At 42.7% G+C, this 17,195-nt stretch carries 15 protein-coding genes and 2 riboswitches; all 15 genes read right to left on the reverse strand.

The features are described 5' to 3' along the window. Positions 1 to 15: 15 nt before the first annotated feature. Positions 16 to 444 (reverse strand): Fe-S cluster assembly sulfur transfer protein SufU, encoded by a 429-nt coding sequence (gene sufU, locus MHB45_RS22480; protein ID WP_034310148.1) that lies wholly within the window; start codon positions 442 to 444, stop codon positions 16 to 18. Then, complete coding sequence (locus tag MHB45_RS22485; protein ID WP_048688225.1) at positions 434 to 1,663, reverse strand: cysteine desulfurase; 1,230 nt, start codon at positions 1,661 to 1,663, stop codon at positions 434 to 436. Before MHB45_RS22485 ends, sufU begins: the two co-directional genes overlap by 11 nt. Next, positions 1,663 to 2,964 carry a Fe-S cluster assembly protein SufD gene (gene sufD / locus MHB45_RS22490; RefSeq protein WP_034310144.1) on the reverse strand — a complete coding sequence of 434 codons (1,302 nt, stop codon included), beginning with the start codon at positions 2,962 to 2,964 and terminating at the stop codon, positions 1,663 to 1,665. The genes MHB45_RS22485 and sufD overlap by 1 nt, the downstream gene beginning before the upstream one ends. 15 nt (positions 2,965 to 2,979) lie before the next feature. After that, positions 2,980 to 3,765, reverse strand: coding sequence for a Fe-S cluster assembly ATPase SufC (sufC, locus tag MHB45_RS22495; RefSeq protein ID WP_034310141.1), 786 nt, complete (start codon positions 3,763 to 3,765; stop codon positions 2,980 to 2,982). A gap of 1,438 nt (positions 3,766 to 5,203) precedes the next feature. After that, entirely contained in the window at positions 5,204 to 6,040 is an 837-nt protein-coding gene (locus MHB45_RS22500; protein WP_048688220.1) for a MetQ/NlpA family ABC transporter substrate-binding protein, read from the reverse strand. 15 nt (positions 6,041 to 6,055) lie between these two features. Beyond that, the gene (locus tag MHB45_RS22505; protein ID WP_048688217.1) at positions 6,056 to 6,724 is read right to left on the reverse strand and encodes a methionine ABC transporter permease; all 669 of its coding nucleotides are present in this window, start codon (positions 6,722 to 6,724) and stop codon (positions 6,056 to 6,058) included. Then, complete coding sequence (locus MHB45_RS22510; protein ID WP_048688213.1) at positions 6,717 to 7,751, reverse strand: methionine ABC transporter ATP-binding protein; 1,035 nt, start codon at positions 7,749 to 7,751, stop codon at positions 6,717 to 6,719. Before MHB45_RS22510 ends, MHB45_RS22505 begins: the two co-directional genes overlap by 8 nt. 155 nt (positions 7,752 to 7,906) lie before the next feature. Continuing rightward, a riboswitch (SAM riboswitch) is annotated at positions 7,907 to 8,019 on the reverse strand. Positions 8,020 to 8,136: 117 nt separating this feature from the next. Further along, a complete protein-coding gene (locus MHB45_RS22515) occupies positions 8,137 to 9,447 on the reverse strand; it encodes an O-acetylhomoserine aminocarboxypropyltransferase/cysteine synthase family protein (protein WP_176702814.1) in 1,311 nt (436 codons plus the stop codon). Between the two features lie 98 nt (positions 9,448 to 9,545). Beyond that, positions 9,546 to 9,653: riboswitch (SAM riboswitch) on the reverse strand. 144 nt (positions 9,654 to 9,797) lie between these two features. Then, entirely contained in the window at positions 9,798 to 10,106 is a 309-nt protein-coding gene (locus tag MHB45_RS22520) for a thioredoxin family protein (protein WP_072273725.1), read from the reverse strand. A gap of 3 nt (positions 10,107 to 10,109) precedes the next feature. Beyond that, positions 10,110 to 10,475, reverse strand: a complete 366-nt coding sequence (locus MHB45_RS22525; protein WP_048688210.1) for a toprim domain-containing protein — start codon at positions 10,473 to 10,475, stop codon at positions 10,110 to 10,112. 94 nt (positions 10,476 to 10,569) lie between these two features. Continuing rightward, positions 10,570 to 10,953, reverse strand: a complete 384-nt coding sequence (gcvH, locus tag MHB45_RS22530) for a glycine cleavage system protein GcvH (RefSeq protein ID WP_034310122.1) — start codon at positions 10,951 to 10,953, stop codon at positions 10,570 to 10,572. 95 nt (positions 10,954 to 11,048) lie between these two features. Next, on the reverse strand, positions 11,049 to 11,405 hold the full coding sequence (locus MHB45_RS22535; RefSeq protein WP_034310119.1) for an arsenate reductase family protein: 357 nt from the start codon (positions 11,403 to 11,405) through the stop codon (positions 11,049 to 11,051). Positions 11,406 to 11,546: 141 nt separating this feature from the next. Further along, on the reverse strand, positions 11,547 to 13,334 hold the full coding sequence (locus MHB45_RS22540; RefSeq protein WP_053536760.1) for an acyl-CoA dehydrogenase family protein: 1,788 nt from the start codon (positions 13,332 to 13,334) through the stop codon (positions 11,547 to 11,549). Between the two features lie 69 nt (positions 13,335 to 13,403). Further along, positions 13,404 to 14,582: an acetyl-CoA C-acetyltransferase gene (locus MHB45_RS22545; protein WP_048688201.1), complete on the reverse strand. Its 1,179-nt coding sequence runs from the start codon at positions 14,580 to 14,582 to the stop codon at positions 13,404 to 13,406. Positions 14,583 to 14,653: 71 nt separating this feature from the next. Continuing rightward, entirely contained in the window at positions 14,654 to 17,038 is a 2,385-nt protein-coding gene (locus tag MHB45_RS22550) for a 3-hydroxyacyl-CoA dehydrogenase/enoyl-CoA hydratase family protein (protein WP_072272285.1), read from the reverse strand. Positions 17,039 to 17,195 lie beyond the last annotated feature (157 nt).

A 17,195-nucleotide genomic window follows, 5' to 3' on the forward strand; every position in this document is an offset into this window, starting at 1 on the left:
CTCATTTTAATTTAATTATTCCTTCAATCCCTTTTCCATGGCTTTCCAAGCTAGGGTAGCACACTTGATTCGGGCAGGAAATTTAGAAACACCCTGAAGGGCTTCAATATCCCCAAGGTCCATCTCATCGTCGTATTCTTTTCCCTGAATCATTAAGGAAAAAGTCTCGGACATCGCTAGGGCAGTATCAACGTCTTTGCCCTTAATGGCTTGCGTCATCATGGAAGCCGAACTCATGGATATCGAACAACCATCACCATCGAATTTAACATCGCTGACCTTGCCATCTTCAATCTTCATCGTTAAACGAATCCGATCGCCGCAAGTTGGATTATTCATATCGATTGTCATGCTTCCATCTTCTAGCATGCCCTTATTACGAGGTTTCTTATAGTGATCCATAATGACTTGACGGTAAAGTGTATCAAGGTTATCAAAAGACATTACTGAAATACTCCTTCGTTTTAACAAGCCCGGACACAAGCTTATCAATATCTTCTTCCGTGTTATATAGATAGAAACTTGCTCTTGCTGTCGCTGATACGTCAAGCCATTTCATTAATGGCTGTGCGCAGTGGTGACCGGCACGGACAGCAATTCCATCTGCATCAAGAACGGTAGCGACATCATGTGGATGTACGTCATCAATATTGAAGGTAATTACACCAGCACGTTTTTCTGCATCTTTAGGACCGTAAATGGTCAGCCCTTCAACTGCTGACATTTTTTCCATTGCATAAGCGGCAAGCTTATGTTCATGCCGTTCAATATTATCCAAACCGATTTCTTCCAAGAAATCAATGGCAGCCCCCATGCCGATGGCGCCGGCGATGATTGGGGTACCGCCTTCGAATTTCCACGGGAGTTCTTTCCATGTAGACTCATACAAACCTACAAAATCAATCATCTCTCCGCCGAATTCGATCGGTTCCATTTTTTCTAGAAGATCTTTCTTGCCATATAATGCGCCGATGCCTGTTGGACCGACCATTTTATGACCTGAGAAGGCAAAGAAATCACAATCCAAATCACGGACATCCACTTTTAGATGCGGCGTGCTTTGTGCCCCGTCGACTACCATTACAGCATTGTGATCATGGGCAATTTGGGCGATTTCCTTCACAGGATTGATAACGCCAAGCACATTCGAAACCTGCATGATGGACACGATTTTCGTTGCTTCCGTAATTGTAGCCCTCGCATCGTCAACGGAAATCGTGCCATCCTCCTGAAGCGGAATATACTTCAATACAGCGCCTTTTTCTTTGGCAAGCTGCTGCCACGGAATGATATTACTGTGATGCTCCATGTAAGAGATGACGATTTCGTCACCCTCTTTAATATTTGCGCCACCGTAACTTCTTGCTACAGTATTCAAAGCAGTCGTTGTGCCTCTGGTAAAGATGATTTCTTCTGTAGAAGAAGCATTAATGAATTTACGTACCTTTTCACGAGCACCTTCATACGCATCCGTAGCTTTTGTTCCTAGTGTATGCACCCCGCGGTGAACATTCGAGTTGTAGCCGCGGTAATATTGCTCAATCGCTTCAATCACTGCAGCCGGTTTTTGAGAGGTTGCAGCACTATCTAAATATACTAATGGCTGACCATTGACTTCTTGATCTAATATTGGAAAAAGCTTACGAATTTCGTATGGGTTCATTACTGTACTTTCCTTTCAATGACCGCTACTAATTGTTTTTTGACTCCCTCAATTGGAAGCTCGTTAACAACAGGGGCCAAGAATCCGTGAATGACAAGTCTTTCTGCTTCTTTCTTTGTAATACCACGGCTCATTAAATAATACAGTTGAAGCGGATCGACACGGCCGACGGAAGCAGCATGACCAGCCGTTACATCATCTTCATCGATCAAGAGGATCGGATTGGCGTCTCCGCGTGCTTTTTCACTTAACATCAATACGCGTGACTCTTGTTCGGCATTGGCCTTTGTAGCACCATACTCTATTTTCCCAATTCCATTAAAAATGGAGGATGCTGATTCTTTCATGACACCGTGCTTAAGGATATAACCCTCAGAGCGTTTGCCATAATGAATGATGGCAGTCGTGAAGTTCTGCTTTTGTTCCCCGCGCCCGACTACAACGGTTTTTGTATCACCGTGGGAGCCATCGCCCATTAGATATGTTGTATTATCTGAAATCGTATTTCCGTCGTTCATCAGGCCAAGCGCCCACTCAATGCGTGCGTCACGTCCTGCCACTCCACGGCGGTTAACATATGTCGTGAAGCCTTTTGAAAGGGTATCGACCGCACCATATTGGACTTTGGCATTCGCATTTGCAAATACTTCAGTTACGATGTTGGCAACACCTTCGTTAGACTCAACGGTTGAGAAATAGTTCTCTACATATGTTACAGAGCTATTATCTTCAGCTACGATCAAGACGTGGTTGAAAAGTGTAGTATCTGGATTATCCAAAAGGAATACCGATTGAATCGGCTCTTTGATTTCTACATTTTTCGGAACATAAAGGAATGCTCCCCCATTAACCAATGCAGCATGAAGTGCTGTTAAACGATGCTCATCTATTTTAACGCCGTCTTTCATGAAATATTTTTGCACGAGCTCAGCATGATCACGAGCCGCTGATAAAATATCCGTAAAAATGACGCCTTGTTCTTTCACATTTGCTGACAGATTGATATGTGCCGGCGTATTATTGCGTTGGATGTATAAGTTTTCATTTTCTTCAATGATGGACTTAATTTCTTCCGGAAGCTCCTCTAAAGAGGCAAAAGCTTCACTCTCAACCGTATGAGTTTGGAAAGAAGTGAAATTCCATTTATCGATTTTCGTTTTATCCGGCTTTGGCATCGGGAGCTTTTCTAATTCAGAAAACGCTTGAATCCGAAGCTCGGATAGCCAAGCTGGATCATTATTTTTAGTTGAATAGGAGCTTATATCCTCTTGTTCAAACGGTAATTTCGTTTCTGTAGTCATTGCAAATCCTCCTACTTACGCTTCTTCGCCAACAGTTTCGTCTTCAATGCCCAATTCTTGTTTAATCCAGTCATAACCTTCCGCTTCCAAGCGGGCAGCAAGTTCAGGACCGCCTGATTTTACGACACGCCCTTGCATCATTACATGTACAAAATCAGGAGTGATGTAATTTAATAGACGTTGGTAGTGAGTGATGATCAAGCATCCAAAGTCTTCTCCGCGCATTTCGTTGATTCCTTTTGAAACGACTTTAAGTGCATCGATATCTAGACCTGAATCAATCTCATCCAAGATTGCAATTTTAGGTTGGATCATCATTAATTGAAGAATCTCGTTGCGTTTTTTCTCTCCGCCTGAGAAACCTTCATTCAAATAGCGTTGCGCCATATCTTCATCCATTTCAAGGAATTCCATTTTTTGGTCCATTTGACGGATGAATTTCATCAATGAAATTTCATCGCCTTCTTCACGGCGTGCGTTAATGGAAGAACGTAAGAAGTCTGCGTTTGTAACACCGCTGATTTCACTTGGATATTGCATAGCTAGGAATAGACCGACACGAGCGCGCTCGTCTACTTCCATCTCCAATACATCTTCACCATCGAATGTGATGCTTCCGCTAGTTACCTCATATTTAGGGTGACCCATGATTGCTGATGATAAAGTGGATTTACCAGTTCCATTTGGTCCCATGATCGCATGGATTTCTCCACCTTTGACTTCAAGGTTTACCCCTTTTAAAATCTCTTTGCCTTCAATTGATACGTGAAGATCTTTAACCGTTAATGTAGAAGCTGACATAATAATACCTCCGTGAACTAATTCCAATTTTATTACCAGAAAGTAAAGATTACTTTCATTACTATAATTTGCGTAAAAGCATTCTCACTTTATTCTCATTCCAATTTTATAACAAATCCAATTTGGAATCAACTAAATAGATAGGGGTTTCCACTTCTGCCATGTTAAAAACCTGTCCAATTCATACAATACTAACAGATATGGCCTGTTTACTGCATATTCATACTTATTTTAGCTTTTGTTAAAATTATCTTATTATTCGGCAAATCTTCGTCCTTATTACTATATGTTCAAAGAATTCGATTGCAAGGTATGAACGTTCCGCTTTAAAAAGAAAAAAATCGGACTGTCAGGTATTATGTAAGTTTATCCAATAAGGAAACCCTTATTTTATGGACCACTTTCCATTTTACCTCTACAGACCGATCTTTTAAAGAACTACTTTTATATGCTTAGCCGTGAATTTTGCGTTGTAGGTCCTGGACCATTTTGTTGCACTTTACATGTTCCCTATCCCGTTCTTTCTCAACCTCGATACGGAGGTCTAAGTTTCTACTGTACTCACTGTAGCCAATCCCATGTGAAGACTGCATCGCCTTTTCCATTTCGCTTGTTACATTTAGATCCAGAGTATTGATAGTGAACCATCCTTTCAAATTTGTGTATCATTTTTTTCCTTCATTATCTCTATACCCTTTCCTTTCCTGATTAAACATAAAAGGAATTAAATTAAGCCGCAGACCGAAACAACCTGGATCATCATTATCCGAACTTAGAGAAGTGAGGCACTTTATTATGGAAATCCTAACCAGCATTGAACGGAATACAGAATGTAGGTGAAAGTGATTCTATCTGATTGTTTAGTCTTAGTGGATTGGAGCGGGTGTTCGAGACTCCTGCGGGAAAAGCGAGCCAAGGGAGACCCCGCAGGCGCAAAAGCGCCGAGGGCGGACCGCAGGCGCAAAAGCGCCGAGGGCGGACCGCCCGCGGAAAGCGAGTGCCTGAAGTGGAAAGTAACGTTCAAATTTTGAAAACCTAAAAATCTAAAAAACTGTAGACAAACTAAAAATCAGAAGCGACGCACTATGTGAAAGCTGAACGGACAAACCAGCTCGCTTATTTATTTATTTATTTATTTATGCGCCAGCAGACCGTAACGGTTTTGTGCTGGGACGATAGTAATACCCGGAAATACTCGTATTAAGAGCCTCTGATTGAACAAGTGATTAAGAAAGCTGTAAAACCTGAAGCTGTTGACGCAGATTCCGCAACCATGCTTATGTTTAATATGAGCGTTTTGGTTGTTATCTATGCCCATCGGCACTCAATAGCTATTATCGATTCAAATCCATTATAAAAACAAAAAGGTTTCGGAATGAGACCATCCCGAAACCTTTTTAAACTGCGACCTGAATTAAATCAGGCCGCCATTCTCGAATTATTTATCCGCAGGTACAACTGCACCTTTGTATTCTTTAAGAATGAAATCTTGAATTTCTTTAGAATGCAATACTTCTACAAGCGCTTTGATTGCTTCTTTATTTTCGTCACCTTTGTTTACGGCAATGACATTCACATAAGGTGATTCGGAATCTTCAATCGCAATCGAATCTTCAAGCGGGTTCAAACCGGCGTCAATTGCATAGTTGGAGTTGATCAAGACTGCATCGCCTTCACCGCTCTCATAAATCTTAGGAAGCAGGGCCGCTTCATAATCTGCATCGAATTTAAGGTTTTTCTTATTTTCTACGATGTCTTTCGTTGTAGCCGTCGTTTTATCGATGCCTTCTTTCAAGGTGATCAGGCCATTCTTTTCCAAAAGGGATAAAGCGCGTCCATGATCAGCAACAGAGCTGCTCATAATGATTGTTGCACCTTCCGGAAGTTTATCAATGCTTTTATATTTTTGTGAATATAGAGCAATCGGCTCGATATGGATTCCGCCAGCATTGACGAAGTCATATCCATTTTCTTTAATTTGCCCCTCTAAATATGGAATGTGTTGAAAGTAGTTAGCATCCAATTCCTTATCATTCAGCGCCTTATTCGGTAAAATATAGTCCTGGAATGTTTCGATTTCCAATTCGATTCCTTTTTCTTCAAGAAGCGGTTTGGCTTCCTCAAGGATTTCTGCATGAGGAACATTGGATGCCCCTACAACTATTTTCTTAGATTCTTTTTCCGTATCGCTGCCGCTTTTATCCTTTTCACTTCCACAAGCAGCCAAAGCGATAGATAACACTAAGATTAATGCAAATCCTAAAAACTTTTTCATCCTATTCATCTCCCTTTATCTTTTGTCCAATTTAGATGTAATCACATCTCCAATAATCTGAATTATGAAGACGATAATTAGAATAACGATCGTCGCTACAAGCGTAACGTCATTTTGATTTCTTTGATAGCCGTCCAAATAGGCTAGATTACCAAGCCCGCCTGCGCCGATGACCCCGGCCATCGCGGTATATCCAACCAAGGCAATCGATGTTACCGTAATCCCGGAAATAAGGGCAGGCATCGACTCTGGAAGAAGGACCTTCCAAATGATCGTGCTCGTTTTTGCCCCCATCGATTTAGCGGCTTCAATTACACCTTTATCGATTTCACGAAGGCCGATTTCAACCATACGCGCATAAAATGGGGCCGCACCGATAATAAGTGCCGGCAGTGCAGCGTTCTCACCGATCATGGAACCGACAAGCGCTTTAGTGAAAGGAATGAGCAGCACGATCAAAATAAGAAATGGAATCGAACGGAATATATTGACGATAGCACTCATGACTCCGTTGACTGCCTGGTTTTGCCACATATTACCCTTTCCTGTCAGGAAAAGGATCAATCCTAGTATTATGCCTATAAAAAAGGTTGCCACTACAGAGACGCTTGTCATGTAAAGCGTTTCTTTCGTAGCTTCAATGATGTCTTCCCAATCAACATTCGGCAATAATTCTTCAAGCATGAGTAATCACCTCCACGCCTACCTGCTGTGCTTTAATGAATTCGATTGCGCGGAGCATTTCATCCTCTTTGCCATCTAGATGGATAAACAATGTGCCATATGAACCGCTTCTTGTTTGGGATATCTTACCTTGAACGATATTGACATCCAACTCGAAGTTACGTACAAGTTTGGTGATCAATGGGCTTTCTGCATGATCGCCTACAAAGGTCAATTGAATCACTTTGCCTGCTGGATAGCGTTCGAGCAAATGGTCCATCGTTTCTTTCGTTTCTTCCGGTTCCGTTACCTGTTGCACGAAACGCTTCGTCATTTGTTCTTTAGGATTCTTGAAGACATCCAGGACAGGACCCTGTTCAACAACCTGCCCGCTTTCCATCACGGCGACACGATGGCAGATTTTACGTATTACATGCATTTCATGCGTAATCAAGACGATCGTCAATCCCAAACGCTGATTGATGTCAACAAGCAATTCGAGTATGGAGTCGGTAGTCTGCGGATCCAAAGCAGAAGTCGCTTCATCACACAGCAGCACTTTAGGGTCATTTGCCAGTGCCCTGGCTATTCCCACCCTTTGCTTTTGCCCTCCGCTTAATTGCGAAGGATAGGCCTTTTCCCTGCCTTCAAGTCCGACTAACTTGATCAATTCGTTCACACGCTTGGTGCGTTCAGGTTTAGAAACTCCTGCAATTTCCAATGGAAAAGATATATTCTCCTGAACGGTCCTTGACCATAATAGATTGAAATGTTGGAAAATCATGCTGATTTCTTGACGGGCCTTACGGAGCTGAGCCCCTTTAATTTTTGAAATTTCCTTTTCAGCCACCACGACGGATCCCTCTGTAGGTGTTTCCAATCCATTGAGCATTCTGATCAAAGTACTTTTCCCCGCTCCACTGTAACCGATGATCCCGAAAATCTCGCCTTTATTTATTTCAACATTCACATTATTTACAGCCTTTATCGTCTCACTGTTTCCTTTTCCTGTTCGGAACAGCTTACTGACTTTCGTCAATGTAATCATTAACCCTCACCTCTTTTATCCAATAAAACCTATGAACTTAGTTGATTTCTCTACATTATTAGTCTGTTTCTCCTATCATGTAAAAGTTTTCTCCATTAATAAATAGAAAAAACCTTTCTGCATGAGCAGAAAGGCAGGTGAAGAAACAGGCCTTCCTCTCATCTTCCAAAGTGATTAAACTTTGTGTGAATTGGCACCTTTCCAAGGAAATCTCCTTGTCGGTTGCCGGGTTTCATCGGGCACATCCCTCCACCTCTCTTGATAAGAGCTAATATATAGAATATTTAAATATCATTAAGTTCTTTAGTATGCTGAAATTTTATCATAGATAAAAAAAGAGCGCAATGTATATTATTTCTAGTACAAGAATGAACAGGAACTTTACTTAAACCGATTTGGAAGTCAAGGAGACGATGTTCGTCGCCTTTTCAATTGCCTGCTCCAAATCTTCTATTAAGTCCTCTACATTTTCAATCCCAATCGATAATCGGACTTGATCGGCACTTACACCCGCTTTCTCAAGACCCGCCTCATTCAATTGTTGATGGGTTGTACTGGCTGGGTGGATGATCAAGCTCTTCGCATCCCCTACATTCGCCACATGGGACCATAATTCCACCGAATTGATAAGTTTTGCCCCAGCTTCGCGATTACCTTGAATCCCAAATGTCACGACAGATCCAGCTCCCTTTGGCAAATATTTATCCGCAAGGGCTTTATCGGGATGATCCTCATCACCAGGATGTGAAACCCAGGTCACGGCTGGATGGTTTTTTAAATAGTTTATGACAGACTTGGTGTTTGATAGATGCTCTTTCATCCTTACATGCAGCGTTTCAAGTCCAAGCGTAAACTGGAATGCACTTTGGGCACTTAGCGCAGGGCCCAAATCACGGAGTAACTGAACTCGGGCTTTCGTTATGAATGCGGCAGGTCCAACTGCCTCTGCGTATACCAGACCGTCGTAACTTGGGTCAGGCTCCGTGAAGCCTGGGTAGTTTGGCGAGTTCCAATCGAATTTCCCTCCATCCACTATGACACCGCCTAGCGTGGTTCCATTTCCAAGAAGCCATTTTGTAGCGGAATGGATGACAATATCCGCTCCAAAGTCAATTGGTCTGCAAAGATACGGTGTCGCGAAGGTATTATCAATGATTAAAGGTATGCCGGCTTCATGGGCGATTTCCGCTACCGCTTCAATATCAAGTACCCTCAAACTTGGATTTCCGATCGTTTCAGCAAAAATGGCTTTAGTTCTTGGCGTAATCGCCCTTTTGAAGTTTTCGGGATCATCGGGAGAAACGAACTTCACTTTGATCCCATATTTAGGAAGAGTGTTTTCAAAAAGGTTATACGTACCGCCATATAATGTAGAGGCAGAAACAATCTCATCCCCTGCAGCGGCGATATTCAGGATTGAAAGTGAGATGGCGGCCATTCCGCTTGCCGTTGCCAATCCGCCGATACCGCCTTCCAATAAGGCCATCCTTTCCTCAAAAACACTGACCGTGGGATTATGAAGCCGTGTATATATATAGCCATTCTCCTTTAGGCCAAATAAATTCGCTGCATGGTCGGTGTCTTTGAACAAGTATGCATTGCTTTGGTAGATAGGAACGGCACGGGCACCTGTTTCATCAGCTTGCAGACCGCCATGAACACTCAATGTTTCGAAGCGCAACTTTTTCTCTGACATATGAATTCACCTTTTTCTATGGATTTAGTTGGAATTATATGAAATCCGGCTTTTTTATAAACAAAAAAACCACTTCTAAGAAGAGGTTTCCAGAACACACCTCATCTACCAGAGCCAACACTCTGCTGGAATTAGCACCGTATATAAAAATTTATACCGGTTGCCGGGCTTCGTCGGGCCAGTCCCTCCGCCACTCTTGATAAGAACTATTAAATTCTGCCATACTTATTTCAAAATATAGCATTTTAGATTAAATCAGTCAATGAATTGTTAGAATATTCTTTGTTTATTCCCTTCTCTCATTCAAATGTCAGCAACAAAGAAAACCAACCGCGGTCCTGATTGGTTTCCTAGCTGATTTCCTTAAGCAATCCGTACAAATAAGGAACGGATTGAAAGGCATATATTTTTTGGTGCAGCTGCCCTTCTTTGAAAAGCAATAAGCAAGGAACACTTTCGATTTCATATGATTCGGCAATTGCTTGGACATAGTTCATATTCATTTTGCCTGCCTTCAATCCCGGAAAAAGCTCCAAGGATATCGTCAGCATCTTGGAGGCCACCTGACAGGTGCCGCATAAAGGTGTATATAAATATAAGCAAAAGGTTTCCCCATTTTCAACAGCAAGCTTACACTCTTCTTCTTTCCATTCCTGCATCAATTAGTCGTTCACCCTTTGACTTAAAAATTTCATTTTCACATTCATATTGGCAGATAGGAGCACAGTTGCGATATGATGTTCGGGTGAGCTCTCCACTTCTTTGTACATTTTATTAATATATAGGTGGTTCGCTTCCGGCATTTCCCTTCGGAACTGCTTCCGCAGCTTTTCTCCTGATTCATCTGCGTCAAAAAGGAGATAAACATCACGGTCCATCAATTCATCCACTAATTCATCCAGCTTAGTTAATGATATGGTCCCATTCGTACATCTTATTTCCACATCTTCATTTAAAACGGAGGCAACTTTTCTTCTATCGGAACTGCCTTCTACAATGATCACTTTATCGAATTCGCCCCACTCCATGTCATCACTCCATCTCACGAATTATGTGCGCAACTCACCCACTGTACAAATGAAAAAGAGAGCAGGCCTTTTCAGTCCCCCCTCTCCTTTCTTTTTAACCGTTGATTAAACTCTCATACTCTTCAGCGCTCATCAAGTTTTCAATATCACTGCTATTAGATGGTTCAAGCACGACCATCCAAGCCTTTTCATAAGGAGACTCATTTACATATTCAGGGTTGTCACTTAAATCTTCGTTCACTTCAACAACCTTGCCACTGATAGGTGCATAAAGCTCAGAAACGGTCTTAACGGATTCAACACTTCCAAATGGTTCGTTCGCTTTCAATTCATCGCCGATTTCCGGAAGCTCAACGAATACGATGTCCCCAAGCTCGGACTGTGCGAATGCCGTAATTCCAATGCGCACTGTTCCATCTTCCGTTTTGACCCATTCATGTTCTTTAGTGTAACGAAGTTCTTTTGGTGTTGTTGTCATAATTAACCCTCCATATGTACATCTTATTTTATCTATTCCATTATAAGGTAGATTGTTTGTTTAAGTAAGGAATTAACCAAATATTTTGTGAAATTTCAGTTCCAAACCTGTTCGAATTGCTCTTCTTTGAAACCTACCGTCACTTTGGTGCCATCCGTAACAATCGGCCTTTTCAGAAGCATGCCATCTGTGGACAATATATCAAGCATCTCTGCTTCAGAAGCCTCTTTCAGCTTATCCTTTAAGCCCAGCTCCCGATATTTTTGACCGCTAGTATTGAAAAACTTCTTCAACTCCAAATTGCTGTTTTTATATAATTGTTCTATTTCAGTCCGCGAAGGGGGATTATCCGCTATATGGATCGCTTCATATTGCAGTTCATGATTATCCAGCCACTTCTTCGCATTACGGCATGTACCGCATTTTGGGTACCAATATAATGTTAAGCCCATCATTTCACCACCTATCAATAGAATACCCGTTTTTACCACGCAATACAACGAAATGTCTTTTGAATTTCCAATGCGATTTCATCAAAGGAAATAAAGGGAATGCCTTTATGGGCATTCCCTTTACGGATTCTGACTCATTGCTTAAAGAGCATATTTTTCCGTTTCGATTACTTTGACGGATGCTTCGCGTTTTTTCGCAATGACATTGATCGGAGTGTGTCTAGTCAGCTTACGGAGCGACGAAAGCATGATGCGAAGAGTATCGCCTGTTTCCACCGCAATTAACGTTTCCTTAGCATGCTGTTCTATTTCATTGAAAGCTTCCTGAACGAAGATTTCAGTGTATAGCACTTTTTGTTTGTTCTTCTCCAGACCTGTAGCTGCAATTGCTTTTTCCGTACGCAATACCACGGATTCAGCTGCATAGGCAAGGGATGTGATATCAGCAATGTTGGAGAGGATTTCTTGTTCTTGATCAAGATTTTTGCCGTATTTCTGTGCCGCAAGCCCAGCTGCCAGAATACCGATTTTCTTAGCATTCCTAACAAGCATTTTTTCTTGTGCCAGTGGCTCATCGCCAGGTTCTTCCGGCATCATCATCATCAATTCCTCTTGCAGGCCTTGAGCTTTTTGAAGCAGCGGCAATTCCCCTTTAAGTGCTTTCTTCAGGAATGTTCCCGGGACAAGCAATCTATTGATTTCATTTGTACCTTCAAAGATCCGGTTAATACGGGAATCGCGATATGCTTTTTCAATTTCATACTCCTGCATGAAACCATAACCGCCATGAAGCTGTACGCCTTCGTCCGTAACGTAATCCAATACTTCGGAAGCAAAGAATTTATTCAATGAACATTCAATGGCATATTCAGCGATTGCAGCCGCCATTGATTTCCCATCTTTCACTTGCTCATCCGTCAATTTGCTTTGTCTTTGATCATAAAGTCCAACCGTACGATATACAGAGCTTTCTGCCGCATAAATTTTCGCTGCCATTGTTGCAAGTTTTTCTTTCGTCAAGTTAAAATCGGAAATTTTCGTTTTGAACTGTTGACGTTGATTCGTATAAGCAGCTGTAATCTCAAGGGCACGTTTAGATCCGCCGACAGCACCGACGCCTAATTTATAGCGGCCGATATTCAGGATATTGAAAGCGATGACATGCCCTTTTCCGGCTACACCCAAAAGGTTTTCGACTGGTACATGAACATCTTCGAGGATTAAAGTGCGTGTAGATGAGCTTTTGATCCCCATTTTCTTTTCTTCTGCCCCAGTTGATACGCCTTTATAATCACGTTCCACAATGAAAGCGGAGAATTGTTCACCGTCGATTTTGGCGTATACACAGAAGACATCTGCAAAACCTGCATTTGTAATCCATTGTTTTTCACCATTTAAAATATAGTGTGTTCCTTCTGCATTCAATTTCGCTGTCGTTTTTGCTCCCAAGGCATCAGAACCTGAGCTTGGTTCCGTTAAGGCATACGCAGCAATCTTCTCACCCGTTGCCAGTAAAGGAAGGTATTTTTTCTTTTGGTCTTCATTCCCGAATAATACGATTGGCAAAGAGCCGATACCTACATGTGCACCATGCGTAATTCCGAAGCCGCCTGCAAGTGCCATTTTTTCCGTAATCAATGCCGAACTGATTTTATCAAGACCCAATCCGCTGTATTCCTCAGGAACATCAGCACCAAGTAAACCGATTTCACCTGCATGCTTCAATAATTTAACGGAACGGTCAAACTCATGGTTTTCTAAATGTTCAACCTGCGGCAGAATTTCATTCACTACGAATTCCTCGGAAGTTTTGGCAATCATTTTGTGCTCATCAGAATAATCTTCCGGTGTAAACACTTGATCATACGTAATATCTTCTATTAAAAAGGCCCCGCCTTTAATGAGGTTATCTGTAGTTTGATTGGACATGTTATTTCCTCCTATGTGTTTAAGATAGTGATCCCGCCAGAAGCATGACAGCTTCCGGAAGGGGTCGGATTACGCCATTAATTCAAACACTCCGGCAGCACCCATCCCGCCGCCGATACACATTGTCACGACTCCGAACTGTTGGTTTCTGCGCTTCATTTCATGAAGCAGGCTTAATGTCAATTTTGCTCCCGAACATCCAAGTGGATGGCCTAAAGCGATGGCTCCTCCATTTACATTGACAATCTCTTCATTCAATCCAAGCTCACGAATGATTTGAATGGATTGGGAAGCAAAGGCTTCATTCAATTCAAATAAACCAATATCCGATAATTCAAGACCCGCTAGCTTCAAAGCTTTAGGTATGGCTGCAATCGGTCCGATGCCCATAATTTCAGGCGGTACTCCTGCTACAGCAAAGGAACGGAACTTACCCATCGGTTTCATCCCCAAGGAAGAAGCCTTTTCCCCGTCCATGACCATGACCGCGGCTGCACCATCACTCGTCTGTGATGAATTCCCTGCTGTTACGGATCCTGTAACGGAGAATGCAGGTCTTAGTTTTTTCAGCACTTCAGCAGTCGTTCCTGGACGAACGCCCTCATCCTGTGTAAAAGTAAATGATTTTTCCTTTAACTTAAGATCTGGTCCCACTGAACGAAGGGTAACGTCAACCGGTACGATTTCATCGGAAAACTTTCCTTCTGCAATGGCCTTAGCCGCCTTCTGATGACTTCTAACAGAAAATGCATCTTGATCGTCACGGGAAATGCCGTATTTTTTTGCAACTGCTTCAGCAGTGTGACCCATACCCATATAATATTCCGGTGCCGTTTCCGCAAGTCTCGCGTTCGGACGTGTTACATGGCCCATCATTGGCAAAAGGCTCATGGATTCCGCTCCGCCTGCAATGACTGTATCACTTTGGCCGAGCATGATCCTTTCCGCTCCATATGCAATACTTTGCAGACCGCTTGAACAGTAACGATTAATCGTTATGGCCGGTACTGTATAAGGCAATCCTGCCAATGCTCCAATGTTACGCGCCATGTTCAATCCTTGTTCCGCTTCAGGCATTGCACAACCGATAATCAGGTCATCTATCGTTCCTTCATAATTCCCTGCACGCTTTAACGTTTCCTTTACGACAAGAGCCCCTAAATCATCAGGGCGTACACTAGCAAGAGAACCTTTTTTCGCTCTTCCTACCGGAGTCCTTGCTCCAGCTACTATTACCGCTTCTTTCATGAGGATCCCCCTTACTCATTTTTAAGCTATCAATCTATCGATCTCGTTTTGGCCATCTCTTCATCTATTCATCAATTACGGAGTGGTTTACCTTTAACGAGCATGTGCTGCATCCTTGCCTGGGATTTCGGAGTCGAAATCAGTTTTAGGAATGCCTGTTTTTCCAGGTTCAAGATATACTGTTCATCAACTTCCGTGCCAAATGGGAGTTTTCCTCCTGCCAGGACGTATGCCAGCTCTTTGGCTATGACAAGGTCATGTTCTGATAAGAATCCTGAAAGGCGCATGGATTCCGCCCCTAATAGCAGTGCGGCATATCCAGTTTCACCTACGACAGGGATCTTTGTGCGGGCTGGAGCGGTATAGCCTTGTTCATGCATGGATAGTACCGCCTGTTTCGCATCATATAGCTGATGATCCGCATTCACGCTTATTCCATCAGCTGAATTAAGGAAATTATTCCCCCTCGCTTCCTCGGCTGAGGTCGAAACTTTTGCCATGGCGACCGTTTCAAATACTTGGTTGGCCACTTTCTGTAAGTCGAAGTCAACGCCCTTCGGCATATTCCTCAACGTCTTCACATAAAGTTCTTTAGTCCCGCCGCCGCCTGGGATCAAGCCGACACCAGGTTCCACTAGTCCCATATACGTTTCAGTCGTTGCCTGGATGCGCGCTGCCGGAAGGGACACTTCAGCACCCCCGCCTAGTGTCATATTAAACGGGGCAACCACTACAGGAACTGCACTGTACTTAATTTTAAGCATCGCCTGTTGGAATTGGCTGATGACCATATCGAGTTCAAAAATATTGTCATCCTGCGCTTCCATCAGCATCATTGCAATATTAGCGCCGACACAGAAATTCTTTCCTTGGTTTCCGATGACCAGGCCTTTAAAATTCGCTTCCGCTTCGTCAACCGCGGCATTGATCATTTGTATGATATCCAGACCGATTGCATTATTCGGCGAAGTGAATTCAAGCAGAGCCACTCCATCGCCGATATCGATCAAGCTTGCACCACTGTTTTTCTTGATTACGCCTTTTTGCTTCTTGATCGCTTTAAGATTGATCACTTTAGGATTTTCGACAAGCTCTTTATATTCACCATTATCATAATAGTGAACTATGCCATTTTCTTCTTTATAGAATGACTTGATGCCTTTAGCGAGCATATCCTTCACCCATTGCGGGACGGTTATGCCTTCCGCTTCCATTCGGGCTGCCGATTTTTCTACACCTATCGCATCCCAGGTTTCAAATGGGCCTGTGGACCATCCAAATCCCCATTTCATCGCTTGATCGATCGCCACGATGTCATCCGCGATGTCCCCAAGCAGCTGGGCAGAATACACAAGCGCCGGATTCAGGACATTCCATAGTAATTGGCCGGCACGGTCTTCGCTATAAACAAGCGCTTTCATTTTATTATCCAAGCCCTTGGCCTGTTTAGCCATTTCGATGGAAGGCGTTTTTAATCTTTTTCGTGCGGCATATTCAAGGGTTTCAGGATTCAGTTCAAGGATTTCCTTGCCTTTTTTCAAGAAGAATCCCTGTCCTGACTTGCTTCCAAGCCACCCATTCTTAAGCATTTCATTCATGAAATCAGGTATCTTGAAAACTTCTTTTTCTTCTCCGTCCACCTGGTCATAAACGTTTCTGGCAACATGTGCAAAGGTATCCAATCCAACGACATCAAGTGTCCGGAAAGTGGCGCTAGTTGCCCTTCCAATCAACGGACCTGTAACCGAATCGACCTCACCGACACTGTATCCGCCTTTTTGCATTTCCCGCAAAGTGACCAATAAACCATAAGTTCCAATGCGGTTTGCGATGAAGTTGGGGGTATCCTTGGCTTCGACAACACCTTTTCCAAGTACATCTTCGCCAAATCGCTTCATATATTCGAGCACTTCTGATGAAGTTGCCTTAGTAGGGATGATCTCCAACAATTTAAGATAACGCGGCGGATTGAAGAAGTGAGTTCCCAGAAAGTGCTTTTGAAAGTCCTCCGAACGTCCTTCTGCCATCGCTTCGATTGAAATTCCGGATGTATTCGAAGAAACGATGCTTCCTGGTTTACGATGCTGATCAACCTGGGCGAACACACTTTGCTTAACCTCAAGCTTCTCAACGACCACTTCGATGATCCAATCGACATCCTTTAAACGACTTATATCATCTTCCAGGTTTCCAGCCTCGATCAACGCGATGTTTCCCTTAGCCGAAAGCGGAGCTGGTTTCTGTTTTAAAAGTTTCGTAATCGCCGTTTGGCTGATGCGGTTACGCACTTGTTTATTATCTAATGTCAGTCCCTTTTTCTTTTCATCCTCAGTGAGTTCACGAGGTACAATATCCAATAATAAAGTCGGAATGCCGATGTTAGCAAGGTGTGCAGCAATCCCTGATCCCATAACTCCTGACCCTAGAACAGCAGCCTTTCGTATTTGTCGAACCAAGTTTATATCCCCCTTACACAATTTATTGAATGAATGTTCATTCATTTTTAATTCAAAAAAATTTTGAATATTTTTTCTTATTACTAATATAGAATATATTTGGAAATTCCGCAATGATTAAACAGGAAAAAATATATTTTTTTCTCCGCGTTCTTCC

It is taken from the genome of Peribacillus sp. FSL K6-5616 (genome assembly GCF_038008245.1).
Lineage (GTDB): Bacteria > Bacillota > Bacilli > Bacillales > DSM-1321 > Peribacillus > Peribacillus frigoritolerans.

Bases quoted from the DNA above. Each gene is read 5' to 3' on its own strand.
- sufU (WP_034310148.1), bottom strand. From the start codon at position 444: ATGTCTTTTGATAACCTTGATACACTTTACCGTCAAGTCATTATGGAT.
- sufC (WP_034310141.1), bottom strand. From the start codon at position 3,765: ATGTCAGCTTCTACATTAACGGTTAAAGATCTTCACGTATCAATTGAA.
- MHB45_RS22545 (WP_048688201.1), bottom strand. From the start codon at position 14,582: ATGAAAGAAGCGGTAATAGTAGCTGGAGCAAGGACTCCGGTAGGAAGA.
- MHB45_RS22520 (WP_072273725.1), bottom strand. From the start codon at position 10,106: ATGCAGGAATGGAAAGAAGAAGAGTGTAAGCTTGCTGTTGAAAATGGG.
- MHB45_RS22505 (WP_048688217.1), bottom strand. From the start codon at position 6,724: ATGCTTGAAGAATTATTGCCGAATGTTGATTGGGAAGACATCATTGAA.
- MHB45_RS22510 (WP_048688213.1), bottom strand. From the start codon at position 7,751: ATGATTACATTGACGAAAGTCAGTAAGCTGTTCCGAACAGGAAAAGGA.
- sufD (WP_034310144.1), bottom strand. From the start codon at position 2,964: ATGACTACAGAAACGAAATTACCGTTTGAACAAGAGGATATAAGCTCC.
- MHB45_RS22515 (WP_176702814.1), bottom strand. From the start codon at position 9,447: ATGTCAGAGAAAAAGTTGCGCTTCGAAACATTGAGTGTTCATGGCGGT.
- MHB45_RS22535 (WP_034310119.1), bottom strand. From the start codon at position 11,405: ATGGGCTTAACATTATATTGGTACCCAAAATGCGGTACATGCCGTAAT.
- MHB45_RS22500 (WP_048688220.1), bottom strand. From the start codon at position 6,040: ATGAAAAAGTTTTTAGGATTTGCATTAATCTTAGTGTTATCTATCGCT.
- MHB45_RS22485 (WP_048688225.1), bottom strand. From the start codon at position 1,663: ATGAACCCATACGAAATTCGTAAGCTTTTTCCAATATTAGATCAAGAA.
- MHB45_RS22540 (WP_053536760.1), bottom strand. From the start codon at position 13,334: ATGTCCAATCAAACTACAGATAACCTCATTAAAGGCGGGGCCTTTTTA.
- gcvH (WP_034310122.1), bottom strand. From the start codon at position 10,953: ATGACAACAACACCAAAAGAACTTCGTTACACTAAAGAACATGAATGG.
- MHB45_RS22525 (WP_048688210.1), bottom strand. From the start codon at position 10,475: ATGGAGTGGGGCGAATTCGATAAAGTGATCATTGTAGAAGGCAGTTCC.